The sequence below is a fragment of the Pseudomonas sp. TUM22785 genome (assembly GCF_028198105.1).
GTDB classification, from domain to species: domain Bacteria; phylum Pseudomonadota; class Gammaproteobacteria; order Pseudomonadales; family Pseudomonadaceae; genus Metapseudomonas; species Metapseudomonas solani.
In genome coordinates, this window is record NZ_CP116239.1 from 4,339,038 (window position 1) to 4,364,056 (window position 25,019).

Here is a 25,019-nt window from a genome sequence, read left to right on the forward strand (position 1 = left end):
GACCAGTACCTTTTCCGGTCATCGGGCCGCACGTATCATGCGTGGCTTTAGACGCCAGTCTGGCAGCGGCGTTACAGGCTGCCAAGGCGCAGTTTCCTCAGATCGGGACACGAACAACCATGCAGGTCAGCAAATCGAACAAGCTCGCCAACGTCTGCTACGACATCCGCGGGCCCGTGCTCAAGCACGCCAAACGCCTGGAAGAGGAAGGCCATCGCATCCTCAAGCTGAACATCGGCAACCCGGCGCCGTTCGGTTTCGAAGCCCCGGAGGAAATCCTCCAGGACGTGATCCGCAACCTGCCCACCGCCCAGGGCTACAGCGACTCCAAAGGCCTGTTCAGCGCGCGCAAGGCGGTGATGCAGTACTACCAGCAGAAGCAGGTGGAAGGCATCGGCATCGAGGACATCTACCTCGGCAACGGCGTGTCCGAGCTGATAGTCATGTGCATGCAGGCGCTGCTCAACAACGGTGACGAGGTGCTGATCCCGGCGCCCGACTACCCGCTGTGGACCGCCGCCGTGAGCCTGGCTGGCGGCAAGCCGGTGCACTACCTGTGCGACGAGCAGGCCGACTGGTTCCCCGACCTCGAAGACATCAAGGCCAAGATCACCCCGAACACCAAGGCCATGGTGATCATCAACCCCAACAACCCCACCGGCGCCGTGTACTCCAAGGAGCTGCTGGAAGGGATGGTCGAGCTGGCCCGCCAGCACAACCTGGTGCTCTTCTCCGACGAGATCTACGACAAGATCCTCTATGACGAAGCCGTGCACATCTCCACCGCCTCCCTGGCGCCGGACGTGCTCTGCCTGACCTTCAACGGCCTGTCCAAGTCCTACCGCGTGGCCGGCTTCCGCTCCGGCTGGGTCGCCATCTCCGGGCCCAAGCAGCGTGCGCAGAGCTACATCGAAGGCATCGATATCCTCGCCAACATGCGCCTGTGCGCCAACGTGCCGAGTCAACATGCGATCCAGACCGCCCTCGGCGGCTACCAGAGCATCAACGACCTGGTGCTGCCCAACGGCCGCCTGCTGGAGCAACGCAACCGCACCTGGGAGCTGCTCAACGACATTCCCGGCGTCAGCTGCGTCAAACCCATGGGCGCGCTCTACGCCTTCCCGCGTATCGACCCGAAGGTCTGCCCCATCGTCAACGACGAGAAATTCGTCCTCGACCTGCTGCTCTCCGAGAAGCTGCTGATCGTCCAGGGCACCGCCTTCAACTGGCCCTGGCCGGATCACTTCCGCGTGGTCACCCTGCCCCGCGTCGACGACCTGGAACAGGCCATCGGCCGCATCGGCAACTTCCTCAAATCCTATCGCCAGTAAGGAACGCCAGCATGGGCCAGGCCAGACGCTACCTGCTCACCGGTGCCAGCTCCGGCATCGGCATGGCCCTGGCCCGGCGCCTCGCCAGCCAGGGGCATGACCTCGCCCTCGCCGCACGGCGCGAGGAAACCCTGCAGCAACTGGCCGAAGAGCTGCGCAGCCAGTACGGCCGCACCATCGCCGTGCTGCCGCTGGACGTCACCGACTACGCCGCCTGCAAGGACGCCGTAGGCCTGGCGCAGAACGCCCTGGGCGGCCTCGACGGCCTGATCGCCAATGCCGGCATGGGGCTCGCGGGCAAGGCCGGCAGCGGCCGCTTCGAACGCTACCGGCAGACCCTGGAAACCAACCTGCTCGGCGCCATCGCCTGCCTGGATGCCGCCGCCGAGCTGTTCCGCGAGCAAGGCCACGGCCACCTCATCGCCATCGCCTCGGTCGCCGGCAAGCGCGGCCTGCCCGCCACCGCCGGCTACTCCGCGAGCAAGGCCGGCCTGATCAGCTACATGGAATCCCTGGAGCTGGAACTGCACCGCAGCCCCATTGCCACCACCCTGCTGCTGCCCGGCTACATCGACACGCCGATCAACCAGGATGCCGGGCCCCGTCCCTTCCTCATCGACGTCGAGCGAGGCGCCGCACTGATCGCCCGACACATCGAGAAACGCACTCGCAGCGCCTATGTACCAGGCTGGCCCTGGGCCCTGATCGGCCGCCTGCTGCCGCTGCTGCCCACCTCGCTGATCGCCAGGGCGCTGTGACCATGGACCTGCAGATAGACGACTTCTACAAGGACTGCGCGGCCGGCATGCTGATGCTCTATCAGGCCTTCCCGCGCAAGGTCGCCCTCTATATCGAGGACCTGATCGGCCACGAGGAACCGGACGAGTTCGGCCTGCCCAGCAAGCGCCACCAGAGCTGCCTCGGGGCCCTGATCTGGCTGGCCGAGGAAGGCTACATCCGCTACGAAAGCGCCATTCGCTACGAGGCGCTGGACCAGGCCGTGCTCAGCGAAAAAGGCTTCCTGCGCCTGTCCCGCACTCTGCCCCACGTCGTGCGCAGCGACGACGAACTGCCACCCAGCGTGCGCCGGGTTCACTCAACCCTCGCCCACCAACTGCGCGAAGCGCTGGCCAGCCGCAACAGCGAACGCACCGCCCGCCTCACCCGGCTGCTCTTCGCCGGAGCCGGCAACCCCGCAGGCGACACAGTTTGAAATAGAGCCCAGGTTGAATAGGCCTCTGGCGCACCTTATATAACCCCGCATTACACCGTCTTTCCCTGAGGAGACCGCTTTAACCATGATGCGCATCCTGTTGTTCGTGGCCACCAACCTTGCAGTTCTGGTGATCGCCAGCATCACCCTCAAGCTGCTGGGCGTAGACCGCTTCACCGGCCAGAATTACGGCAGCCTGCTGGTGTTCTGTGCCGTGTTCGGTTTCGCCGGCTCCCTGGTCTCGCTGTTCATCTCCAAGTGGATGGCGAAGATGAGCACCGGCACCGAAATCATCACCCAGCCCCGCACCCGCCACGAACAGTGGCTGCTGCAGACCGTGGAGCAACTGTCCCGCGAAGCCGGGATCAAGATGCCGGAAGTCGGCATCTTCCCCGCCTACGAGGCCAACGCCTTCGCCACCGGCTGGAACCGCAACGACGCACTGGTCGCCGTGAGCCAGGGCCTGCTGGAACGCTTCTCACCCGATGAAGTGAAGGCCGTGCTGGCCCACGAGATCGGCCACGTGGCCAACGGCGACATGGTCACCCTGGCGTTGGTCCAGGGCGTGGTGAACACCTTCGTGATGTTCTTCGCGCGCATCTTCGGCAACTTCGTCGACAAGGTGATCCTGAAGAACGAGGAAGGTCACGGCATCGGCTACTTCGTGGCGACCATCTTCGCCGAGCTGGTCCTGGGCATCCTCGCCAGCATCATCGTCATGTGGTTCTCGCGTAAGCGCGAATACCGTGCCGACGAAGCCGGCGCCCAGCTGGCCGGCACCAACGCCATGATCGGCGCCCTGCAGCGCCTGCGTGCCGAACAGGGCGTGCCGGTGCAGATGCCCGACAGCCTCACCGCCTTCGGCATCAACGGCGGCCTGAAGAACGGCCTCGCCGGCCTGCTGATGAGCCACCCGCCCCTGGAAGACCGCATCGAGGCCCTGCGCCGCCGCGGTTGATACACGGCAAACGAAAAAGGCGGCCAATCGGCCGCCTTTTTCATGCCCGCAATAAACCGCTAGGACCGGTGCAAGCGGAACACCGGCTCGAACAGCGCGTCCAGCCCACGGGAGGCGAACTTCCAGTTCTTCTCCAGCACGTCCTGGCGCTCCAGCAGCGCCACGCTCCAGAGCGGCTCGAAGCGCCGGCGCACCTCCGCTTCCGGCACCGAGAACGGCGGGCCGTCCAGGCACTGCTGGTCGTACTCCAGGGTCACCGCCAGCCCCTCGCAGTGGGCCGGGAGTATCGCCGCGAGGTGCGCCACATAGCGCTCACGCATCTCTGGCGGCAGGGCGATGAGCGCGGCGCGGTCGTAGAGCCCGCCACAGTCTGCGACCTCTTGCGCATCCAGGGCGAAGAAATCCCCCTGGAGGATGTCGATGCCGCCCGCGCGGTAACGGCGCAAGGCACCCTCCTCGCTCACCTCGGGCACCAGGCCCTGCTCTTCGAAGAAGTCCGTCACCGCCTTCTCTGCCAGCTCCACGCCCAGCACCCGATGGCCCTGGGCAGCCAGCCAGACCAGGTCCAGGCTCTTGCCGCACAGCGGCACCAGCACCCGCGAGCCCTGGACCAGGCCAAGCGACGACCAATACTGCTGCAGGTAAGGGTTGACCTCATCCAGATGAAAACCGATCTGGTCGTTGGCCCATCTGTCCTGCCAGAAACTCTCGTGCACAATCCACCTGCCGATTCGATAGGAACACTCAAGAATTTATGCTGGATGTCGATACGTCCAGCCCCGAATATGGCGCCCATCCTAACGGAGGAAACGCCAGATGCTGCCCAGTCTTTTCATCTCCCATGGTTCCCCGATGCTCGCCCTCGAACCCGGCGCCAGCGGCCCCGCGCTCGCGCGGCTGGCGCGCGAGCTGCCGCGCCCGGAGGCGATCCTGGTGGTGTCCGCCCACTGGGAAAGCGAGCGCCTGGCGATCAGCGGCGGCACGCAGTTGGAGACCTGGCACGACTTCTACGGCTTCCCGCCCGAACTGCACGCGGTGCAGTACCCCGCCCACGGCGCCCCGGAGCTGGCCAGGGAGGTGCAGCAACTGCTGCGCGACGACGGCCTGGAGGCCGCCATCGACCCGCAGCGGCCCATGGATCACGGCGTGTGGGTGCCGTTGACGCTGATGTACCCCGAAGCCGATATCCCGGTGCTGCAACTGTCCCTGCCCAGCCGCCTGGGGCCCGCCTTCCAGACCCGGATCGGTCACGCCCTGGCCGCCCTGCGCGAACGCGGCGTGCTGCTGATCGGCTCCGGCAGCATCACTCACAACCTCGGCGAGCTGAACTGGCGCGCCGGGCCGGAAGTGATCACGCCCTGGGCCCTGGAATTCCGCGACTGGATGGTGGAGCGCCTGGAGGCCGGCGACGAGCAGGCCCTGCACGATTACCGCACCCAGGCTCCCCACGCCCGCCGTAGCCACCCCAGCGACGAACACCTGTTGCCGCTGTATTTCGCCCGGGGCGCCGGCGGGGATTTCAAGGTGGAGCACAGCGGCTTCACCCTCGGCGCGCTGGGGATGGATATCTATAGGTTCGGCTGAACCCCAGGGGCTGCCCTGCAGCCTTGGGCCAATGTATTGGCTCTGTCTGCGTTAAGTGTTGCCAGAGGATCTAAGCCCAGCTGATTGCCGAGTTTTGCTGGTGCTTCTGGTTTCGCCCACCCGGGCGAGTCCCTTTTCCAATCGTTGAAAAGGAACCAAAAAACTTGCCCCTCCATACGGGTCTGGCTTCGCCAGACTCCCCTCGCTACATCATCGTTCCAGGGGCACGCGCTGACGGGCCATCCCTGGCCCGACATCGCTCTCGCGACATCCATGTCGCTCAACCCCTTACACGACGATTCGCTCGGCCTCCTGGGAAGGGGCGTTTGGCGGCTGCTCCAACTTTCTTCGCTCGAATACTCACATTGATATACGCACCAACCCAGCACGTGGTGGCGGCTTTCGTAGGATGGTGTAGAGCGAAGCGAAACCCATGCGGTGGAGGTGGTAGAGAGCTAATGAATTCGCCCCTGCAAAAGCGCCAACCACTTAACCACCACCCATAAAAAAGCCCCGCTCTTGCGGGGCTTTTTCGTCAGGCGCTGATCAGTCTTCGCGGTAGCGGCGCAGCTTCAGGGACTTGCCCGCGACGCGGGTGTCCTTGAGTTTGCCCAGCAGGCGATCCAGGCCGTCTTCCGGCAGCTCGATCAGGCTGAAGGTCTCGCGGATCTGGATGCGACCGATGGCGTCACGTGCCAGACCACCCTCATTGAGGATGGCGCCGAGCAGGTTCTTCGCGGCGATGCCGTCGCGGGTACCCAGCGCGGTGCGGCAACGCACGCGGCCTTCGGTCAGCGGCAGCGGAGCACGACGCTCGCGGTACTCGCCACGCTCACCCGACGGGCGCTCGCCATCACGCTCGCGACGCTCACGCGGCTGCGAGGCGCTCGGCACCAGCGGCTGCTCGCGCTCGACGTCGGCGAGGTTCAGCGCCTGGCCATTGGTGGCCTTGCGCAGCAGGGCTGCGGCCAGGGCACGCGGGCTGCAACCGATGTCGGCGATCAGGCGATCCAGCAGCTCACCATGGGTGGCTTCGGCATCGGCCACCAGGGGCGTGAGGCTGGTGGTCAGCTTCTTGATGCGCGCATCCAGCACTTGCTGGCCGTTGGGCAGACGTACTTCGGCGACCTTCTGGTTGGTCACACGCTCGATCACCTGCAGCATGCGGCGCTCGCGCGGGGTAACCAGCAGCAGGGCACGGCCTTCGCGACCGGCACGGCCGGTACGGCCGATACGGTGCACGTAGGACTCGGGGTCGTACGGCATGTCCACGTTCAGCACGTGGGTGATGCGCGGTACGTCGATACCACGGGCAGCGACGTCGGTGGCGACGACGATGTCCAGGCGACCGTCCTTGAGGGACTCGATCACGCGCTCACGCTGGTTCTGGGCGATGTCGCCGTTCAGCGCGGCAGCCTTGTAGCCCTTGGCTTCCAGGGCGGAGGCCAGGTCCAGGGTGGCCTGCTTGGTACGCACGAAGGCGATCAGGGCGTCGAATTCCTCGACTTCCAGCAGGCGCAGCACGGCACCGACCTTCTGGTCGGCGTGGACCATCAGGTGAGCCTGCTCGATGCGGGCCACGGTCTGGGTCTTGGCGGCGATCTTGACGTGCTGCGGCTCTTTCAGGTGACGCTCGGCGATCGAACGGATCGACGGCGGCAGGGTGGCGGAGAACAGCACGCTCTGACGGCTTTCCGGCAGGGCCTGGAAGATCACTTCCAGGTCGTCCATGAAGCCGAGCTTGAGCATTTCGTCCGCTTCGTCCAGTACCAGCTGCTGCACGGTGGTGAGCATCTGGTCGTCACGGCGCAGGTGGTCGCACAGGCGGCCGGGGGTGGCCACGATGACCTGGGCGCCTTGGCGCAGGGCCTTGAGCTGCGGGCCCATGGGCGCGCCGCCGTATACGGCGACCACACTCAGGCCAGGCATCTGCTTGGCGTAGGTTTCGAAAGCGGTGGCGACTTGCAGTGCGAGCTCGCGGGTCGGTGCCAGGATCAGCGCCTGCGGCTCACGTTTGGCCGGATCGATACGGGAAAGGATGGGCAGCGCGAAGGCTGCGGTCTTGCCGGTACCGGTCTGGGCCTGGCCAATCATGTCGTGACCGGCGAGGATCACCGGAATCGACTGGGCCTGGATGGGGGATGGCTCTTCATAGCCCACTGCCGTGATGGCGGAGAGAACATTGGGATGAAGTCCGAGCGCGGCGAATCCGCCGATATCCTGGGTCATGGGTCTGCCTCATGTGCATCCGCAAAGACCCAAATCCCAGAGCTGCATATGCCGAAAGACCTTGTGGGTCACCCTGGCAGCCTGGGAGAGAATTTGCGAGTTGCTTATTGATATGGATGTAACGTCAAGGGTAGTCCGCGTAGCGGACGGTGCAGCCGAAGGCGAATGCCTCGAAAAATGCAGTTCCTGAACGGGGCCAGTTAAGGCCGGCGCGAATCATACCGGAAAAAGCTGACCGCCGTGCGGGTTTTTCACACGTTCGTCATCAACGCCGCCGGACGGTCATTCCCTCGTGGACAAGGGCCGGCGCTCCGGCTATATCCTCCATGCCCCCGCCCCTCCCACGCCAAAGGACCCACCCCATGACCCAAGCCACCCCTGGCCGCGTAAGCCGTGAGAAACGCGGCCACGTCCTGCTGCTCGGACTGGACCGCACCGCCAAGCGCAACGCCTTCGACCAGGCGATGCTCGACGACCTGGTCACGGCGCTGGGCGAGTACGAGCGTGACGACGAGGCGCGCTGCGCCCTGGTGTTCGCCCATGGCGAGCACTTCACCGCAGGGCTGGACCTGGCCAATGTCGCGGAAACCTTCAGGAATGGCTGGCAGCTGCCCGATGGCGCGGTCGACCCCTGGGGCACCTTCGGCGGCAAGCGCCTGTCCAAGCCGCTGATCCTGGCGGTGCAGGGCTACTGCTTCACCATCGGCATCGAGCTGATGCTGGCGGCCGACATCAACCTGTGCGCCAGCAACACCCGCTTCGCCCAGATGGAAGTGCAACGCGGCATCTTCCCCTTCGCCGGCGCCACCCTGCGCCTGCACCAGGCCGCGGGCTGGGGCAATGCCATGCGCTGGCTGCTGACCGGCGACGAATTCGACGCCCATGAGGCCTACCGCCTGGGCCTGGTGCAAGAGGTGCTGGCCAGTGAAGAACTGATGCCCCGCGCACTCTGGCTGGCCGAACGGGTTGCCGCCCAGGCGCCCCTCGGCATCAAGGCCACCCTTGCCTCCGCGCGCCAGACGGTGAGCGAAGGCGAAGAAGCAGCCGCCCGCAACCTGTCGGTGGTCGCCAAGCGCCTGCTGGGCTCCGAAGATGCCCAGGAAGGCGTCCGGGCGATGCTCGAACGCCGCCCGGGCGAGTTCAAGGGGCGCTGAAGCTGTCGGGCATCACGCTGGTGCTGCTGCCGGGCATGGACGGCAGCGGCGAGCTGTTCGCCCCATTGATCCAGGCACTGGGTGTCGACCTGCACACCCAGGTCGTGCGCTACCCGCCGGAACAACCACTGGGTTATGGGCCATTGATAGAACAGGTCCGGCAGCAGCTGCCCGCTGGCCGGCCATTCATTCTGCTCGGCGAATCCTTCTCCGGGCCCATTGCCGTCAGCCTCGCAGCCGAGCGCCCGGCCGGGCTGCTGGGCCTGGTGCTCTGCTGCACCTTTATCCGCAACCCTCGTCCTGGCCTGGCCTGGCTGAGCGGCCTGCTGCCGCTGGTGTCTCCCCGGTTGGCGCCCCGCGCCCTGCTGAGCCAACTGCTGCTCGCCAGGTTCGCCACCCCGGCGCTGGACCAGGCCCTGGCCGGTGCACTGGCGCCCTTGTCATCGGCCACCCTGCAAGCCCGGCTGCGGGCGGTGCTGGAGGTGGATGCCACCGCACACCTGCAACAGATCCAGGTGCCGCTGCTTTATCTGCAAGCGACGGCCGATCGGCTGGTGCCGGCGGACGCCGCGCGCCTCATCGAACAGCACGCAGGGGACTTTCAATGCCAGCAACTGGAGGCCCCGCACTGCCTGCTGCAAGCCCGGCCGTACGACGCCGCCCGCCTGCTGGAGCACTTCGCGAAGACGGTCGGCACTGATCAGGGCGATCAGGTCGCCGGGCGCAGCACATCCAGCAGCGGTCGCAGCGAGTAGCCCAGGCGCGGTGCCAGGGCCTCGCAACGGGCGGTGAGCGTACGGATGTCGAGCTGCTGCTCGAGATCGGCGGGAACGATAAGGATGACGTTGCCCTCCTTCACCGGGCACTCCCAGTAATGCCGGTGGTACAGGCCGCGCAGCAACGCGGCGCCGAGCGGGCGACCGTCATTGCCGGCCCACTGGTTGATCACCAGCCAGCCACCGGGATTCAGGCGCTTCTGGCAGTTTTCAAGGAAGCGCCAGGCCAGGTGGCCGACGCCCGGGCCCGTGTCGGTGTAGAGGTCGACGAAGATCAGGTCGGCGGTCTCGGCGGTTTCCAGCAGCTCCAGGGCATCGCCGATGCGCACGGTGAGGCGCGGGTCGTCGTCGAGGCCGAGGTATTCCATGGCCAGGCGCGGCACGTCCGGGCGCAACTCCACCACTTCGACGTCGTCCAGCGGCAGGAACTTCATGCACGCCTGGGTCAGGGTGCCGGCGCCCAGGCCGAGGAACAGCGCGCTTTCCGGGTACTCGTGGCACAGCGCACCCAGCAGCATGGCGCGGGTGTAGTCGTACTCCAGCCAGGCGGGATCGGCCGTGAAGACGCAGCTCTGCTCCACCGCCTCGCCGAATTCGAGAAACCGGTAGTCACCCACCTCGAGCACGCGGATGACGCCGAACTCGTCATGCACCTCTGCCAGCAAACGCTCCTCGCGCATCACCACTCCCCAATCCGCCCCGTGACATTTCGCACCAGGGGCACGCCACAAAGGCGCCGTTTGCCATTGAAGCGAGGTGCCCTCACCTCGCCATAATCCGGGCATGCCGCAGGCCTCGCCAGGGGCTGCTCGAAAAAACCCGAGAAGAATAACAGCCAAGAGGTGCATCCCACTCATGTACGCCATCATCGGCGCCGGCCCCATGGGCCTTTGCGCGGCCCGCCAGTTGCAGAAGCATGGAATCCCCTTCGTCGGCTTCGAGCTGCACGAGGACGTCGGCGGGCTCTGGGACATCGACAACCCCCACAGCACCATGTACGAGTCCGCGCACCTGATCTCCTCCAAGCGCACCACCGAGTTCAGCGAGTTCCCCATGGCCGACGACGTGGCGCCCTACCCGCACCACAGCGAGATGCGCCGCTATTTCCGTGATTACGCCCAGCACTTCGGCCTGCGCGCGCACTACCAGTTCGGCACCCGCGTGGAATCCCTGGAGCGCCGGGAAAAGGGCTGGACGCTCACCAGCGAGCGCAATGGCGAACGCCGCGAGTGGCTGGTGGACGGCGTGCTCATCGCCAACGGCACCCTGCACGCGCCCAACCAGCCGGAGCTGCCCGGCCGCTTCGACGGCGAACTGCTGCATTCCGCCGACTACCGCTCCCCGGCGCTGTTCGAGGGCAAGCGGGTGCTGGTGATCGGTTGCGGCAACTCGGCCTGCGACATCGCCGTCGATGCCGTGCACCGCGCCCGCTCGGTGGATATCTCGGTACGCCGTGGCTACTACTTCCTGCCGAAGTTCCTCCTCGGCCGCCCCATCGATACCTTCGGCGGCGCGGTAAAACTGCCGCGGGCACTCAAGCAACGCATCGACGGCGCATTGATCCGCGCCCTGATCGGCAAGCCCTCCGACTACGGCCTGCCCGACCCGGACTACCGCCTCTATGAATCCCACCCGGTGGTGAACTCCCTGGTGCTGCACCACCTCGGCCATGGCGACATCAAGGCGCGGCCGGACCTGGCCAGCATCGAGGGCCGCCAGGCGGTGTTCTGCGACGGCAGCCGCGCAGACTACGACCTGATCCTCCAGGCCACCGGCTACAAGCTGGATTACCCCTTCATCGCCCGCGAGGAGCTGAACTGGCCCGAGCGCGCCGGGGCGCCGCAGCTGTACCTGAACATCTTCCATCCCCAGCACGACGACCTGTTCATGATGGGCATGGTGGAAGCCTCCGGCCTCGGCTGGCAGGGCCGCGCCGAACAGGCGGAACTGGTGGCGCTGTTCATCCGCCAGTGCCAGGCCGGCAGCGCCTCGGCCGAGCGTTTTCGCCGCCTCAAGGCCGAGCGCGCCGGGCAGCGCCTGGACGGCGGCTACGCCTACCTGGAGCTGGAGCGCATGGCCTACTACGTGCACAAGGACAGCTACCGCAGCAGCGTGAAACGGCATATCGACGAGCTGCGCCGCGACCTGCGCGAACAGCCCGCCGACATCAGCGCCCTGGCCTGAGGTGGCGGGCGACCCCTGGCTCTGGCTGGGCCTGTTCATCCTCTTCGCCTATGGCCTGGAAGCCGTCACCGGCTTCGGCAGCACGGTGGTGGCCCTGTCTCTCGGCGCCCTGCTGCTGCCGATCGGCCAGTTGCTGCCGGTGCTGGTGCCGCTGAACCTGCTGATGAGCGGCTACCTGGCCTGGCGCTACCGGCACCTGGCCGATGGGCCGCTGCTGCTGGGCGGCATCCTCCCCGCGATGCTCGCCGGTACCCTGCTCGGCTACGCCCTGCTGCCCTGGCTCGAGGGCGCCGCGCTGAAGCAGGGCTTCGGCGTGTTGATCCTCTGGTTCGCCCTGCGCGAGCTGTGGCGCCTGCGCCATGAACGGCCACGGGGCATTTCACCCGCCTGGATGACCCGCCTGCAAATCGGTGCCGGCGGCATCTGCCATGGCCTGTTCGCCTCGGGCGGCCCGCTGCTGGTCTACGCCCTGGCCGGCACGCCACTGTGCAAGGCGCGCCTGCGGGCCACCCTGGCCTGCGTCTGGCTCAGCCTCAACGGCCTGCTCAGCCTGGCCTTCCTGGTGGATGGCCGCCTGGCCCCCGCCCTGCCCCACCTGGCGTTCTACCTGCCCCTGCTGGTGCTGGGCGTGGCGGCGGGGGAATGGCTGCACCACCGCGTAGCCGAGCGGCACTTCCGCACCCTCACCTATCTGCTGCTGTGCCTCTGTGGCCTGTTGCTGGCCTGGCACGCCTGAAGCACCGCCAGGCGCTGGCAGCGCGGGGCCTTTCGGTTACCATGCGCCATCCGCCACACAGCCCTGATCGAGACCCTGATGAGCAACTTGTCGTCCAGCGCAGACTGGAGCCCGGAAAGCTGGAGAACCAAGCCGATCCTGCAACAACCGACCTACCCGGACGCCGCGCGCCTGGCCAAGGTCGAGCAGACCCTGGCCAGCTACCCGCCCCTGGTGTTCGCCGGTGAGGCGCGCGAGCTGCGCCGCCAGTTCAGCGAAGTGACCGAAGGCCGCGCCTTCCTCCTCCAGGGTGGCGATTGCGCGGAAAGCTTCGCCGAGTTCTCCGCCGCGAAGATCCGCGACACCTTCAAGGTGTTGCTGCAGATGGCCATCGTCATGACCTTCGCCGCCGGCTGCCCGGTGGTGAAGGTGGGTCGCATGGCCGGCCAGTTCGCCAAGCCGCGCTCGGCCGATGACGAAACCATCAATGGCGTCACCCTGCCCGCCTACCGCGGCGACATCGTCAACGGCATCGGCTTCGACCCGGCCAGCCGGATTCCCGACCCGGAGCGCCTGCTGCAGGCCTACCACCAGTCCACCGCCAGCCTCAACCTGCTGCGCGCCTTCGCCCAGGGCGGCTTCGCCGATGTGCACCAGGTGCACCAGTGGAACCTCGACTTCATTGCCAACTCGGCGCTGACCGAGAAGTACAGCCAGCTCGCCGACCGCATCGACGAGACCCTGGCCTTCATGCGCGCCTGTGGCCTGGACACCGCCCCGCAACTGCGCGAGGCCAGCTTCTTCACCGCCCACGAGGCGCTGCTGCTGAACTACGAGCAGGCCTTCGTGCGTCGCGACAGCCTCACCGGCGGCTGGTACGACTGCTCCGCGCACATGCTCTGGATCGGCGACCGCACCCGCCAGTTGGACGGCGCCCACGTCGAGTTCCTGCGCGGCGTCGGCAACCCCATCGGCGTCAAGGTCGGCCCGAGCATGCCCAGCGAGGACCTGATCCGCCTGATCGACACCCTCAACCCGGACAACGACCCGGGCCGCCTCAACCTGATCGTGCGCATGGGCGCCGAGAAGGTCGGCGAGCACCTGCCGCGGTTGATCCGCACCGTACAGGCAGAGGGCCGCAAGGTGCTGTGGAGCTCGGACCCGATGCACGGCAACACCATCAAGGCGTCCAGCGGCTACAAGACCCGTGACTTCGCCATCATCCTTTCCGAGGTGAAGCAGTTCTTCCAGGTGCACCAGGCCGAAGGCAGCCATGCCGGCGGCATCCACATCGAGATGACCGGGCAGAACGTCACCGAATGCATCGGCGGCGCCCGCCCCATCACCGAGGATGGCCTCTCCGATCGCTACCACACCCACTGCGACCCGCGCCTGAACGCCGACCAGTCGCTGGAGCTGGCCTTCCTCATCGCCGAGACGCTGAAACAGGTCCGTCGCTGACGACGCCACCCCGAAAACGACGAAGCCCCGCAATTGCGGGGCTTCGTGCTTTCAGCGGGCTCAGGCGGCGGCGAACAGCTCGCCGATGCGCTGTTGGGCGCCCTTGATGGCGTTGTTGCGCGGGTCTTCACCGTAGGCCAGGCCTTCGGCACGGACGATCTCGATATCGGTGATGCCGAGGAAGTTCAGCACCTGCACCAGGTAAGCCTCATGGGCCTGGCCGCTGGGCTGGCCGGCGTGGATGCCACCAGCGGTGGAGACGATCACCACCTTCTTGCCGCCGGCGAGGCCCTTGGGGCCGTTTTCGTCATAGGCGAAGGTCTTGCCGGCGACGGCGATGCGGTCGATCCAGGCCTTGAGCTGGGTCGGCACGGTGAAGTTGTACATGGGGGCACCGATGACGATGGCGTCGGCGGCGAGGAACTCCTCGAGGGTTTCCTCCGCCAGCTTCACTTCGGCCTTCTGCGCGGCGTCGCGCAGTTCCGCCGGGGTGCCACCGGCCACCAGGCTGGCAGCGGAAAGGTGGGCATAGGCGTCGGTGGCGAGGTCACGGTAGCTGAGCTGGACGCCCGCGTTGGCGGCCTGCCAGGCCTGCACCACGGTGCGGCTCAGTTGGCGGGAGGCGGAGGCGTCGCCGAGGATGCTGGAGTCGAGGTGCAGAAGCTTCATGGGTATCCCCTGATCTGGCGATCACCGGATGTGATCGAAGTAGGGAGAATCCTACCCATGACGCGAAACCCTGATTAGCCGGCAAAAATGCGATGCACCGTCTCATCGGTAGGACGAACCTACGGATCATCGTGCCGAGGTCTGCAGGTCGCTCAGGGTCTGGGTGAAGAAGCGCACCGCCTCGGCATTCAGCTGACGGTGGATGGCGACGCGGTCGACGCCCTCGGCGTCCTGGCACAGCTGCGGCAGCATGGCGTCCATTTCCGTCGAGCACGGCGCCATGAACACGAAGTGCCCCGCCCCCGGCAGCAGGCGGAAATCCGGGGGATTGGGCAGCCTGCGCTGCAGGGCCCCGGCGTTCTGCTCCAGTTGCAGGGTGCGGTCGTCATCCCCGGAATAGAGCAGCACCGGCACCTGCACCGGTTCGAGCTCCTTGCGGCCGAACATCAGGCCCAACGGGGCCATCAGCATCAGCGCACTGACCCGGGAATCGGCGATGGCTTCCAGGTCGTCGCGGTCGGAAATCAGCTCGCCGGCATGGCCGCAGGCGTCATCGTCGTCCGGCCACTGCCGGCAGTAGGCACGCAGGCGCTCGGGTTCGGGCTGGGCGCCGGCGAGAATCAGCGCCGTCTCGCCGCCGGCCGAGTAACCAATCACGCCGACCCGCTCGGTGTCCAGGCTGCCGGCCAGCAGTGCGTCCTGCTCGGCGGCGTCTATCGCGGCGGTCAGCTGCAGCGGGCGCCCATAGAGGTTGCTCAGGGTGCCGCTGCGGCTCTGATCCTTGTAGTTGTCGCCGGTGTGCAGCACGGCCAGCACGACGAAGCCGCGCCGCGCCAGGGCGGTGGCGAGGTCGTGGTGCGCCAGTGGCGAACCGCCGTTGCCGTGGGACAGCAGCACCAGGGGGAAGTGGCCGGTGGCGATGGGGGCGTCCATGCCGGCGTCGACCTGGTAGAGGCCAAGCTCGGTGCGGGTCGGCTCGCCGGATGCAGGGTAGAAGGCAACGGCGCTCATCTCGCGCTGCCCGTCCACCGGGTCGGCGAGAACCAGGCGGTGCACGCCCACCGCTTGCGCGCCGAATGCGGGGAGGGTCGCCAGCAGCGACGCCAGGGCCAGTACGGCAGAAAGACGAACCAACATGGTGCTCACCTTCCGTTCCAGGTTCAGGAATCGGGCGTGCCTGCCATCAATTGCGCCTTGCTTCGTTCCTTGAGCCGGCAGCGCCGACGGCCTATCCGCCGGCGCCACATACATTGCATGGATCACGCCACAAGTCGTGGCGCGGGAGGGGCGATCAGACGCCGCCGAGGAAATCCATCTTGCCGATCTTCACGCCGTTGTGGCGCAGGATGTTGTAGGCGGTGGTGATGTGGAAATAGAAGTTCGGCAGGGAGAAATTGAGCAGGAAGGCCTGCCCCGGGAAGCTCACCTCGCTGCCACGCATCTTCAGCACCACGGTGCGGCCCTCGCTGCCATCTATCTGCTCCGGGCGGATTTCCTGGATGAAGCCGAGGGTGCGGGCGATGCGCTCCTGCAGCTCCGGGAAGCTCGCCTCGGTGTCGGCGTAGGACGGCACCTCCAGCTGCGCCAGGCGCGCTGCGCAGCCCTTTACCGAGTCGGTGGCGATCTGCACCTGGCGCACCAGGGGGAACATGTCCGGCGCCAGGCGCGAGTTGAGGAACACGGCCGGCTCTATGCCCTGCGCTTCGGCGTGGGCAGCGGCCTTGTCGAGGATGGTGGACAGGTTGCCGAGCATGCGGGTGAAGACAGGAATGGAAGCCTCGTACATGGACAAGGACATGGGGCTGACTCCGTAATGGCAGGGGGATGGACCGGGCGAAGGTGCCGGTCGCCGCTCCACGATACACCCGCAGCGGGCGGCTTGTGCAGGCCTGCGAGATTGTCCCGCTGACGAAATCCGTGGCGCCGGAATCAGCGCCGGTGCCATAGTTCGTCCCCTCTACAGGACAATCCCCATGCAAGACCTCAACGACCTTTTCTACTTCGCCAAAGTCGTCGAACACGGCGGCTTCGCGGCCGCCGGGCGCCTGCTGGGCATTCCCAAGTCGCGCCTGTCGCGCCGCATCGCCGAGCTGGAAACCCGCCTGGGCGCCCGCCTGCTGCAACGCACCACGCGCAAGCTGGCCCTGACCGATGTCGGCGAGCGCTACCTGCGCCATTGCCAGGCGATGCTGCTGGAGGCGGAGCAGGCCGACGAAGCGGTGGCCTCGCTGACCAGCGAACCGCGCGGGCGCATCCGCGTCTCCTGCCCCACCGAGGTGGCGCGCATGCGCCTGCGCCATGTGTTCCCCAGCTTCCTCCAGCGCTACCCGCAGGTGCAGCTGGAAGTCATGCTGAGTAACCGCCGCATCGACCTGGTCAACGAAGGCGTCGATGTGGCGCTGCGGGTGCGCGAGCAGGACGACGAAGACCCGTCGCTGATCTGCCGCCAACTGAGCCCCGCCCGCGCCATGCTGGTGTGTGCACCGAGCCTGCTCGAGGGCGTGACCCTGAACGGCCCGGACGACCTCCAGCAACTGCCAGCCCTCGGCGCCCTGGAGACCGACCGCCGCCTGCACTACCTGCTGCGCGACAGCCGTGGCAACCGCCGCGACATCGTCCTGGAAGCACGCCTGAGCATCGAGGACTTCGAGATCCGCAAGCTCGCCGCGCTGCAAGGCCTGGGCATGACCATGCTGCCGCAGATGAACTGCCAGCAGGAGCTGGAAGCCGGCACCCTGGTGCGCCTGCTGCCAGGCTGGGAGTTGCCGGGCGGCAACCTGCAAGCGGTCTACACCCACCGGCGCGGCATGCTGCCGGCGGTGCGCGCCTGGATCGAGCACCTGGCCGAGGCCTGCCAGGCCGAGGGGCTGCAGCCCATCTGAGGTTTGCGAAGAATAGTTAGCTAGCTTTCATTAACCCCATGACTGGGTGATGATGGCGCTCTTCCCCAGCCCCAGCCGGACAAGCCCCATGATTGCCGCCGAGCAGTCTGCGACCGCCGCCACCTTGCAGATCGTCTCCATCGTCTTCTTCACCTTCATCAGCTTCCTCTGCATCGGCCTGCCGCTGGCCGTACTCCCGGGCTACGTGCACAACGACCTCGGCTACGGTTCGGTACTGGCGGGCATCGTCATCAGCACCCAATACGCCTCCACCCTGCTCTCGCGGCCCATGTCCGGCGCCGTGGCCGACCGCCAGGGGGCCAAGCGCGCCGTGCTCTACGGGCTTGCCGGCTGCGCACTGAGCGGCGTGCTGACCCTGGCGTCCACCTCGCTGCAGCAGTTCCCCACCCTGAGCATGACGCTGCTGCTGGCCGGGCGCGTCGCCCTCGGCGTTGCCCAGGGCCTGGTGGGCACCGGTTCCATCAGCTGGGGCATCGGCCGCGTCGGCGCCGAGAACACCGCGCGGGTCATCTCCTGGAATGGCATCGCCTCCTATGGCGCCGTGGCCCTGGGCGCACCACTGGGGGTGCTGATGGTGGGCAGCATGGGGCTGTGGAGCATGGGCGCGCTGATCGGCCTGCTCGGGCTCGGCGCCCTGGCGCTGGCCTGGAACAAGGAGGCGGCCCCCATCGTCCAGGGCGTGCGCCTGCCATTCCGCAACGTCTTCATGCGCATCGCCCCCAACGGCACGGCGCTGGCCCTGGGCTCCATCGGTTTCGGCACCCTGGCCACCTTCGTCACCCTCTATTACGCGAGCCGTGGCTGGGATGGCGCGGCCTGGTGCCTGACCGCCTTCGGTTGTGCCTTCATCGGTGCGCGGCTGCTCTTCGCCGGGGCCATCAACAGCCGTGGCGGCTACCGCGTGGCCATCGCCTGCCTGGGTATCGAGAGCCTCGGCCTGCTCCTGCTGTGGCTGGCCCCCCAGCCCTGGCTGACCCTGTGCGGCGCGGCGCTGACCGGCTTCGGCCTGTCGCTGGTGTACCCGGCGCTGGGCGTGGAGGCCATCTCGCGCATTCCCGCCTCCAGCCGCAGTTCGGCCCTGGGCGCCTACGCGGTTTTCTTCGACCTCGCGCTGGGCATCGCCGGCCCCCTGATGGGCGCCATCGCCACGGGATTCGGCTTCGGCTCCATCTTCATGGTTGCCGCCGCCATGGCGCTCGTGGGTATGCTGCTCAGCTTCTACCTGCTGCGTATCGACGAACGCAGCGGGCCCACCCCCGCCCCGTGAAGGAACGCCCATGACCGCCGACGAGATCGCCGCTTTCTGCCTGCAATTGCCGGGCGCCCGTGAAGACCTCAAATGGGGCAGCAACCGGGTGTTCTCGGTGGCCGAGAACAAGATGTTCGCCATCCTCGACTTCCTCGGCAGCGACCTGGCCTTCAAGGTGGACGCCGACCTGTTCCTCGGCCATGTCGACCGCCCCGGCATCCGCCCGGCGCCCTACCTCGCCCGCGCCCACTGGATCACCCTGGCCATGCCGCCTTCGGTGGGCGGTGAAGAGCTCCGCTCGCTGCTGACCCGCTCCCACCAGCTGGTGGTGGCCAAGCTGCCCAAGTACAAGCGCGTAGGCCTGCTGCTGGACTGACTGCGACAATCCGTCCGCTACACGGGGGCCCTGGCCGTTCTATCGTCCGCGTCAAACCCACAACAAGGACGTCACCATGCCTGCACGCCTGTCCGCGCTTCTCGCCCTTGTCGCCTTCGGCGGCTATACCCTCTATGTCATGGCCATCAGCGAACAACCGCTCCTGGAGTTCGGTGCCCAGCTGATGAGCCGCCCGGATACCGCCCAGGTGGTGATCGACCTCTACCTCGCCTGCGGCCTGATCGGCATCTGGATGTACCAGGACAACCGCCGCCAGGGGCGTGGGCTGCTCTACCTGCTGCCCTTCTACCTGGTCACCGCCGTATTCGCCTCCATCGGCCCGCTGCTCTACCTGGCACTGCGCAGGCCCACCAACCGGACAATCGACGATGGCAGCCACCGCACTGTGGCAGCACCTGTGGAACAGCCAGGCACCGACCCCAGGGCTTGAGCACCTGCGCCTGGAAGGCCGGCGCGCGGACAGCGTCCTGCTGGCCTTCGACGAACAGGGCTGCCCCTACCGCCTGGGCTATCGGCTGGAATACAGCCAGCACTGGCGGCCACGCCACCTGCTCGTCCGCGTCGACGACGAGCGCGGCACCCGCGAGCTACGCCTGCATTGCAACCGCAGCGGCGAATGGCGGGATGGCGCGGGCACCCCACTGCCGCAGCTAAGCGGCTGCCTGGACCTCGACCTCTGGCCCACGCCCTTCACCAACAGCCCGGCGATCTGGCGCCTGGACCTGGCCCAGGACCAACGCGAAGAGATCGCCGTCGCCTACATCGAGGCGCCGAGCCTCGACCTGCGAGTGATGCGCCAGGCCTATACACGGCTGGACGCGCGCCACCTGCTGTACCAGAACCTGGATGGCGATGGCTTTCATGCTGTACTCACGCTTGGCGATGACGGGCTGGTGGAAGACTACCCGGGCCTGTTCCGCCGGCTGCGCCGATGGGCGCAACAGGGCCCGCCACCGCCGAAGGCTCTGGAACGCGATTTACGGGAAAAATCCCGCTCATGAACTGTAAAGTTTTAGATACACTTCACAAAAAATTTCGGCTCAACTTTGGTGCATCCACGCCGATACGCGCTCTAAGCCTTGCGGAAGAACACTATGAGAAACAATCAGCCAGTCACTCAGCGCGAACGTACTTTCCCTCCCCAGCAACGTCTGATCTCCACGACGGACAGCAAGGGCGTGATCACCTATTGCAACGAAGCCTTCACCGATATCAGCGGCTACAGCCGCGACGAATTGATCCGTTCGCCGCATAACCTGGTGCGCCACCCGGACGTTCCGCCCGCCGTCTTCGCCCATATGTGGGCGACGCTGAAGAAGGGCCGCCCCTGGATGGGCATCGTCAAGAACCGCTGCAAGAACGGCGATCACTATTGGGTCAACGCCTACGTGACGCCGATCTTCGAAGGCAGCCAGGTGGTCGGCTACGAGTCGGTGCGGGTCAAGCCCACCGCCGAGCAGGTACGCCGCGCCGAAGCGCTGTACCAGCGCATCAATGCCGGCAAGTCGGCCATTCCCAGCCGCGATCGCTGGCTGCCCATCGTGCAGGACTGGCTGCCCTTCATCCTCATCAGCCAGATCGGCTTCATGATCGGCGCCTGGCTCAACTCGCACTGGGGCTTCCTCCTCGCCGCCCTGCTGTCCGTGCCCCTGGGCCTCAGCGGCCTGGCCTGGCAGAACCGCGGCATCAAGCGCCTGCTGCGCCTGGCCGAGCAGACCACCTCGGACCCGCTGATCGCGCAGATGTACACCGACAGCCGCGGCGCCCAGGCCCGCCTGGAGATGTCCATCCTCAGCCAGGAAGCTCGCCTGAAAACCTGCCTGACCCGCCTGCAGGACACCGCCGAGCACCTCACCGAGCAGGCCCGCCAGGCCGACGCCCTGGCCCACAACAGCTCCGAAGGGCTGGAGCGCCAGCGGGTGGAAACCGAACAGGTGGCCACCGCGGTGAACCAGATGGCCTCCACCACCCAGGAAGTCGCCAGCAACGTGCAGCGCACCGCCGACGCCACCCAGGAAGCCAACCGCCTCACCGGCCAGGGCCGCAGCATCACCGCCGAAACCCGCGAAGCCATCCAGCGCCTGTCGCGCGCCGTGGGGGAAACCGGCGAGACCGTCACCCGCCTGGCCCAGGACAGCAACGAAATCGGCGGCGTGGTCGATGTGATCAAGGGCATCGCCGACCAGACCAACCTGCTGGCGCTCAACGCCGCCATCGAAGCGGCGCGTGCCGGCGAGATGGGCCGTGGCTTCGCCGTGGTCGCCGATGAAGTGCGCCAGCTGGCGCAGCGCACCGCCGAATCCACCGGGCAGATCCACCAGCTCATCGCGCAGCTGCAGAAGACCGCCGAGGAAGCCGTGCGCACCATGGAAACCGGGCGCCGCCAGGCCGACGAAGGCGTGGAGCGCGTGCTGGAGGCCGACCAGGCTCTGGTGGGCATCAGCGAGGCGGTGGCCAACATCACCCAGATGACCGACCAGATCGCCGCCGCCACCGAGGAACAGAGCGCCGTGGCCGAGCAGATCAACCAGAGCATCAGCAGCATCGCCCAGCTCGCCGACCAGACCTCCGGGGAGGCCCAGCGCACCGTGCTGCTCAGCGAAGAGCTGACCACCACCGCGCAAGGCCAGTACTCGCTGGTGGACCGCTTCAACCGCTGACCTGCTCCACCCCGTAAAAGGGCGCCCTCAGGCGCCCTTTTCGTTTCCGGCCTCAGCCGATGATCAGGCTCATGACCAGATGGCCCCTCAGCGCCTTGCGCGCCTGCAGGCTTGCGTCGGAGCGATCCCCGCCCGGCTACTCAGCGTCCACCAGGGGTGTGCTCCAGATCACCAGCTCAAGGGCTGCGGCGATCTGAATGCGGTGGTCGGCGAGCGGGACGGGCAACAGGTCCTGGGCCCGCTCCAGCCGGCGCAGCAGCGTGTTGCGGTGCGTGCCCAGCACTTCGGCGGTCTGGGTGATGTTGCAGCCATTGGCCAGGAAGGCGTGCAACGAGTGCTGAAGCACCCTGGGCTCCGTGGCCAACCGCCCCAGCGTGTTCAGGACGAATTGCCTGGCGGCACGGAGGTCCTGGGTCATCAGGGAAACCATCCTGACTTGATCGATGGTGGCGACGGCGGGCGCACCCGCCAGGCGCCCCATCAAGCGCTGGGTGGTCAGGGCCTCCAGGTGTGACCGACGGAAGCCGTTCACCCCCATGGCCGGGGAACCGATGGCCGCGCGTACGTTTGGAAACCGCTGGGCGACGCCTTGCAGCGCGTTCAGGTCCAGCGGCCTTGCCGCGCTCATCCAGACCCATAGCGTTGCCGGGCCAGCGAACACGACTAGCGGCGCTACCGTGCCGCTAAGCTGCGCCAGCGCGCGTGCCATGCCCTCCAGGGGGTGGATGTCCGCATCGGCGATTTCGCTCCAGATAAGGCAGGCATGGTGCTTCTGGAACAGGCTGTAGCCGAGCCGCCTGCCGAACTGCTCGGTGTCCACATCTCGGCCATCGAGCAGGCGACTGACCAGCGTCCGCTTATCGATAGGGTCGTCATGGGCCTGGGCGTTCTTCTCTTCCAGGATGATCTGGGTCACGACCCGCATATTGCCGTCGATGAACGCCGAGATGGAGCGCGACGAAACCTCCAGGAACTCCTCGAGCACCACTGGATCCTGCGTCAGGCCGAATGCCATCTTCATCCACATGTCCCACGCGGCGCTCTGGGTCGACCTGGCGACATTCATCAACAGCTCGGACAGCCCCCTGCGGGCCAGCTCCTTGGCCGTCTCCACCATGTCGGCCGACACGTAGGACTCCACCGGCTCTCCAGGGCGCTGCATGTTGGCGCTCGCCCAGTGCAGCATTTCTGCCCGATTGGCGCGCCGGCACGCCGCGAGGATGACCGGGTCCTCCAGCAGCCTGGCATCTTCGGGTGAGGAGAAAAGCGCCTGGTTCAGGCGCTCGATCCACTCCGGCGGCAGCGTCTGAGCGATCTCGGCGCCTTTGCGCATGAGCTCACGGACGGCTTCGGAGGGGCGTGGCCAGGAGGACGGAGTGCTGGTCATAGGCAGTGCAAATCACTCAAAAATTCCAGTGAAAACGGTGCAGTTTGTACCTAGGCGACAGGCCGGGTGAAACCTAGCATGAACCCACTGCCTGAACAAAAAATACAAGGAGGCACCGTGACGCTCCATGTTCCTTTTTTGGGTTTAGCGCAGTGGCAAGCGGCTCCGTTCCTGATGCCCGTTGGTTGAGCATCGATCCGCCTGCGCCAACCGTTCCTTTCAATCTGGAGTGTTTTCAATGTCAGCCTCTCGCGATTCCTTGCCAGGCTTGCCCGTCGTGACCCGATCGAATTCAGCGGAAGAAATTGCGCTGCTGAGCGACCAGGCGGGCGGGGTCATCATCCGTAACTTTCTGACGCCTGAACAAGTCGTACGGATCAACGACGAACTCGAAGCACCGCTTGCCGCGCTCGATGCGGGCTCCAAGCACGAACACCCGATGGTTGCCGAGTTTCATGGGCATCAAACCAAGCGGCTTACCAACCTCGTTACCCACAGCAAGACCTTTCGCGAGGAAATCCTCGATGACGATCTCTTTCACGAACTGGGCCGCGTGCTTTACGAACCCGAGTGCGGTGACTGGTGGCTGACCACGGCTCAACTGATCGAGATCGGCCCAGGCAACAAGGCCCAAATGCTGCACCGGGACATGGCGCAGTACCAACCGTTCGTTGCCATGAACAAGCATGCGCCTCGCGCCATCACCAACCTGATGCTGGCGCTCACGGACTTCACCGAGGAAAACGGCGCGACCCGCTTGATTCCAGGGAGCCAGGACTGGGACGACTTCGAAGAGATGGGCACCCCGGAGATGACGATTCCCGCCCTGTTGAACGCCGGGGATGCCGTGCTGTTCGGCGGGAAGGTCGTCCATGGTGGCGGGGCCAACGTGACCGCCGACTCCTTCCGTCGCGGGCTGACGATCCCGATGCAGGCTTCGATCATCACGCCTGAAGAAGCCTATCCGCTGATCGTGCCGCTCGAGGTGGTCCGGACCTTGTCCCCACGGGTGCAGAAGATCCTCGGCTTCCGCTCTCAATACCCCAATGGCAGCCCGGGCCTGTGGCAGCACAACTACGCGGACCTGGCGGATTACCTCCAGCTCTAGACGCCTCCAGCGCAAGAAAAGAGGCTAGGCATCTGATTGCGATGCCTGGCCTTTTCGCCACCCGCCGGTGAACACCTCACTCCTGATAAGCGACGACCCCGCGACGTGAAAACAGCACGGGCACGCCCTCGGGGTCGAACAGCGCCGCGGTCAGCGAAAGGCCGTCTGCCGACTGCTTATCCTGGAAGCTGTGCCCACTGTCGCGGCTCTCCACCCTGAACCCATCCAGCCCAACCGCCACGACGCGACGGCCCTCTACCGCTACGGAGGTGACAGAGCCCTTGCTTTGCGTCGGCAGTCGGCGGAAGCCGTGGCCACCCACTGCCCCCTGCAACAAGGTCCCGCGTTGGCCGCCCAGCAGGAGGCTCCCGTCGGCCAGTACCGCGCCAGACCAGAGCGTGCCTTCGTAGCCGGTATCCAGGTAACGCCAGCTCTTCCCAACGTCCTCGGATTGCAGCACCTGCCCATGCTCGGCGGTGGCGTAGAGCGTGCCGCGGCTGTCGGCAAAAAGCCCCATCAGGTTGAGGTCGGCCCTCTTGGCACCGGGTGGGGCTTGCAGCGGCTGTTCCGCCCACGTCTTGCCGCCATCCCTGGTGGTCAGCAGCAACGACCAGAGGCCTACCGCAACGCCCTGCTGGGCGTTGAAGAAGTGCACGTCGAACAACGGCCGGTCCTCTTCCGTGGACAGGCGCTGGACCTGCCAGGACTCACCGCCATCCGTGGTCGACAGAATCACGCCCCACTGGCCGACCGCCCAGCCGCGGCTTGCATCCACGAACGACACGCCTGTCAGCTGCGTGGATACGGGTACCGAGCGTGCCTGGCGAAACTGCTTGCCCTGGTCATCGGACAACAACACGACACCGTGGTCGCCGACGGCGACCACACGCTCCCCGGCCCAGGTGGCATCCAGCATGGCGGCTTGCGTGGCATGGCTCGCCTGGGCGGCCGGCACCGCCTGCAAAGGCTCGGCCCTGAGAGACTCCAGCGATAGTGCGGCGACGAGCAAAGCCGCCGCGAATGAACCTCTGTAACCCATGT

At 66.5% G+C, this 25,019-nt stretch carries 25 protein-coding genes; 17 read left to right on the forward strand and 8 right to left on the reverse strand.

Features of this window, described 5'->3' with window-relative positions:
• Positions 1-119: 119 nt before the first annotated feature.
• The 4 genes from PI990_RS19665 to htpX all read left to right on the forward strand — a co-directional run bounded on the left by PI990_RS19665 (position 120) and on the right by htpX (position 3,502).
• Positions 120-1,331: a pyridoxal phosphate-dependent aminotransferase gene (locus PI990_RS19665; protein ID WP_021217363.1), complete on the forward strand. Its 1,212-nt coding sequence runs from the start codon at positions 120-122 to the stop codon at positions 1,329-1,331.
• 11 nt (positions 1,332-1,342) lie between these two features.
• Positions 1,343-2,089, forward strand: coding sequence for an SDR family NAD(P)-dependent oxidoreductase (locus PI990_RS19670; RefSeq protein ID WP_021217364.1), 747 nt, complete (start codon positions 1,343-1,345; stop codon positions 2,087-2,089).
• 2 nt (positions 2,090-2,091) lie between these two features.
• Entirely contained in the window at positions 2,092-2,544 is a 453-nt protein-coding gene (locus PI990_RS19675) for a hypothetical protein (RefSeq protein ID WP_021217365.1), read from the forward strand.
• Between the two features lie 85 nt (positions 2,545-2,629).
• Entirely contained in the window at positions 2,630-3,502 is an 873-nt protein-coding gene (htpX, locus tag PI990_RS19680) for a protease HtpX (protein WP_021217366.1), read from the forward strand.
• A gap of 59 nt (positions 3,503-3,561) precedes the next feature.
• Here htpX and PI990_RS19685 read toward each other — a convergent pair whose 3' ends face one another.
• Positions 3,562-4,218, reverse strand: coding sequence for a thiopurine S-methyltransferase (locus tag PI990_RS19685; protein WP_271658196.1), 657 nt, complete (start codon positions 4,216-4,218; stop codon positions 3,562-3,564).
• A 100-nt stretch (positions 4,219-4,318) separates the two neighbouring features.
• Here PI990_RS19685 and PI990_RS19690 point away from each other — a divergent pair, with 100 nt between their 5' ends.
• Positions 4,319-5,086: a DODA-type extradiol aromatic ring-opening family dioxygenase gene (locus PI990_RS19690; protein WP_271658197.1), complete on the forward strand. Its 768-nt coding sequence runs from the start codon at positions 4,319-4,321 to the stop codon at positions 5,084-5,086.
• 546 nt (positions 5,087-5,632) lie between these two features.
• Here PI990_RS19690 and PI990_RS19695 read toward each other — a convergent pair.
• Positions 5,633-7,315 (reverse strand): DEAD/DEAH box helicase, encoded by a 1,683-nt coding sequence (locus PI990_RS19695; RefSeq protein WP_271658198.1) that lies wholly within the window; start codon positions 7,313-7,315, stop codon positions 5,633-5,635.
• A 362-nt stretch (positions 7,316-7,677) separates the two neighbouring features.
• Between PI990_RS19695 and PI990_RS19700 the strand changes: the two genes are divergently transcribed.
• Both PI990_RS19700 and PI990_RS19705 read left to right on the forward strand, forming a co-directional pair.
• Positions 7,678-8,469, forward strand: coding sequence for a crotonase/enoyl-CoA hydratase family protein (locus PI990_RS19700; RefSeq protein WP_271658199.1), 792 nt, complete (start codon positions 7,678-7,680; stop codon positions 8,467-8,469).
• A gap of 20 nt (positions 8,470-8,489) precedes the next feature.
• Positions 8,490-9,224, forward strand: a complete 735-nt coding sequence (locus PI990_RS19705; RefSeq protein WP_271658200.1) for an alpha/beta fold hydrolase — start codon at positions 8,490-8,492, stop codon at positions 9,222-9,224.
• Here the strand turns inward: PI990_RS19705 and PI990_RS19710 are convergent.
• A complete protein-coding gene (locus PI990_RS19710; RefSeq protein ID WP_184488814.1) occupies positions 9,179-9,925 on the reverse strand; it encodes a spermidine synthase in 747 nt (248 codons plus the stop codon). The two genes, PI990_RS19705 and PI990_RS19710, sit on opposite strands and share 46 nt — an antisense overlap.
• 175 nt (positions 9,926-10,100) lie before the next feature.
• On the opposite strand from PI990_RS19710, the gene PI990_RS19715 reads away from it, so the two are divergent.
• The 3 genes from PI990_RS19715 (at position 10,101) to PI990_RS19725 (ending at position 13,605) form a co-directional block, all read left to right on the forward strand.
• On the forward strand, positions 10,101-11,429 hold the full coding sequence (locus PI990_RS19715) for a flavin-containing monooxygenase (RefSeq protein ID WP_271658201.1): 1,329 nt from the start codon (positions 10,101-10,103) through the stop codon (positions 11,427-11,429).
• Between the two features lies 1 nt (position 11,430).
• Complete coding sequence (locus PI990_RS19720) at positions 11,431-12,165, forward strand: sulfite exporter TauE/SafE family protein (protein ID WP_271658202.1); 735 nt, start codon at positions 11,431-11,433, stop codon at positions 12,163-12,165.
• 78 nt (positions 12,166-12,243) lie between these two features.
• Positions 12,244-13,605, forward strand: coding sequence for a class II 3-deoxy-7-phosphoheptulonate synthase (locus PI990_RS19725; protein ID WP_021222171.1), 1,362 nt, complete (start codon positions 12,244-12,246; stop codon positions 13,603-13,605).
• A 60-nt stretch (positions 13,606-13,665) separates the two neighbouring features.
• Here the strand turns inward: PI990_RS19725 and PI990_RS19730 are convergent, their stop codons facing one another.
• The 3 genes from PI990_RS19730 to PI990_RS19740 form a co-directional block, all read right to left on the reverse strand.
• Positions 13,666-14,274, reverse strand: coding sequence for an FMN-dependent NADH-azoreductase (locus tag PI990_RS19730; protein WP_271658203.1), 609 nt, complete (start codon positions 14,272-14,274; stop codon positions 13,666-13,668).
• 126 nt (positions 14,275-14,400) lie between these two features.
• Positions 14,401-15,411: an alpha/beta hydrolase family protein gene (locus tag PI990_RS19735; protein ID WP_442969287.1), complete on the reverse strand. Its 1,011-nt coding sequence runs from the start codon at positions 15,409-15,411 to the stop codon at positions 14,401-14,403.
• 154 nt (positions 15,412-15,565) lie between these two features.
• Positions 15,566-16,072, reverse strand: coding sequence for a DUF1993 domain-containing protein (locus PI990_RS19740; RefSeq protein ID WP_021222174.1), 507 nt, complete (start codon positions 16,070-16,072; stop codon positions 15,566-15,568).
• Positions 16,073-16,247: 175 nt separating this feature from the next.
• Here PI990_RS19740 and PI990_RS19745 point away from each other — a divergent pair, with 175 nt between their 5' ends.
• From PI990_RS19745 to PI990_RS19770, 6 genes are all read left to right on the forward strand, one after another.
• A complete protein-coding gene (locus PI990_RS19745) occupies positions 16,248-17,156 on the forward strand; it encodes a LysR substrate-binding domain-containing protein (RefSeq protein WP_043243467.1) in 909 nt (302 codons plus the stop codon).
• A gap of 88 nt (positions 17,157-17,244) precedes the next feature.
• On the forward strand, positions 17,245-18,444 hold the full coding sequence (locus PI990_RS19750) for an MFS transporter (RefSeq protein ID WP_271658205.1): 1,200 nt from the start codon (positions 17,245-17,247) through the stop codon (positions 18,442-18,444).
• A 10-nt stretch (positions 18,445-18,454) separates the two neighbouring features.
• On the forward strand, positions 18,455-18,802 hold the full coding sequence (locus PI990_RS19755; protein WP_271658206.1) for an MmcQ/YjbR family DNA-binding protein: 348 nt from the start codon (positions 18,455-18,457) through the stop codon (positions 18,800-18,802).
• Between the two features lie 76 nt (positions 18,803-18,878).
• Complete coding sequence (locus PI990_RS19760) at positions 18,879-19,253, forward strand: DUF2834 domain-containing protein (RefSeq protein ID WP_271658207.1); 375 nt, start codon at positions 18,879-18,881, stop codon at positions 19,251-19,253.
• A complete protein-coding gene (locus tag PI990_RS19765; RefSeq protein WP_271658208.1) occupies positions 19,192-19,824 on the forward strand; it encodes a putative glycolipid-binding domain-containing protein in 633 nt (210 codons plus the stop codon). The genes PI990_RS19760 and PI990_RS19765 overlap by 62 nt, the downstream gene beginning before the upstream one ends.
• 93 nt (positions 19,825-19,917) lie before the next feature.
• Positions 19,918-21,483: a methyl-accepting chemotaxis protein gene (locus tag PI990_RS19770; protein ID WP_031288824.1), complete on the forward strand. Its 1,566-nt coding sequence runs from the start codon at positions 19,918-19,920 to the stop codon at positions 21,481-21,483.
• A 136-nt stretch (positions 21,484-21,619) separates the two neighbouring features.
• Here the strand turns inward: PI990_RS19770 and PI990_RS19775 are convergent, their stop codons facing one another.
• Positions 21,620-22,816 (reverse strand): helix-turn-helix domain-containing protein, encoded by a 1,197-nt coding sequence (locus tag PI990_RS19775; RefSeq protein WP_271658209.1) that lies wholly within the window; start codon positions 22,814-22,816, stop codon positions 21,620-21,622.
• 292 nt (positions 22,817-23,108) lie between these two features.
• On the opposite strand from PI990_RS19775, the gene PI990_RS19780 reads away from it, so the two are divergent.
• The gene (locus tag PI990_RS19780) at positions 23,109-23,978 is read left to right on the forward strand and encodes a phytanoyl-CoA dioxygenase family protein (RefSeq protein WP_184488821.1); all 870 of its coding nucleotides are present in this window, start codon (positions 23,109-23,111) and stop codon (positions 23,976-23,978) included.
• Positions 23,979-24,054: 76 nt separating this feature from the next.
• Here the strand turns inward: PI990_RS19780 and PI990_RS19785 are convergent, their stop codons facing one another.
• Positions 24,055-25,017 (reverse strand): WD40/YVTN/BNR-like repeat-containing protein, encoded by a 963-nt coding sequence (locus PI990_RS19785; protein ID WP_271658210.1) that lies wholly within the window; start codon positions 25,015-25,017, stop codon positions 24,055-24,057.
• Positions 25,018-25,019: the final 2 nt, after the last annotated feature.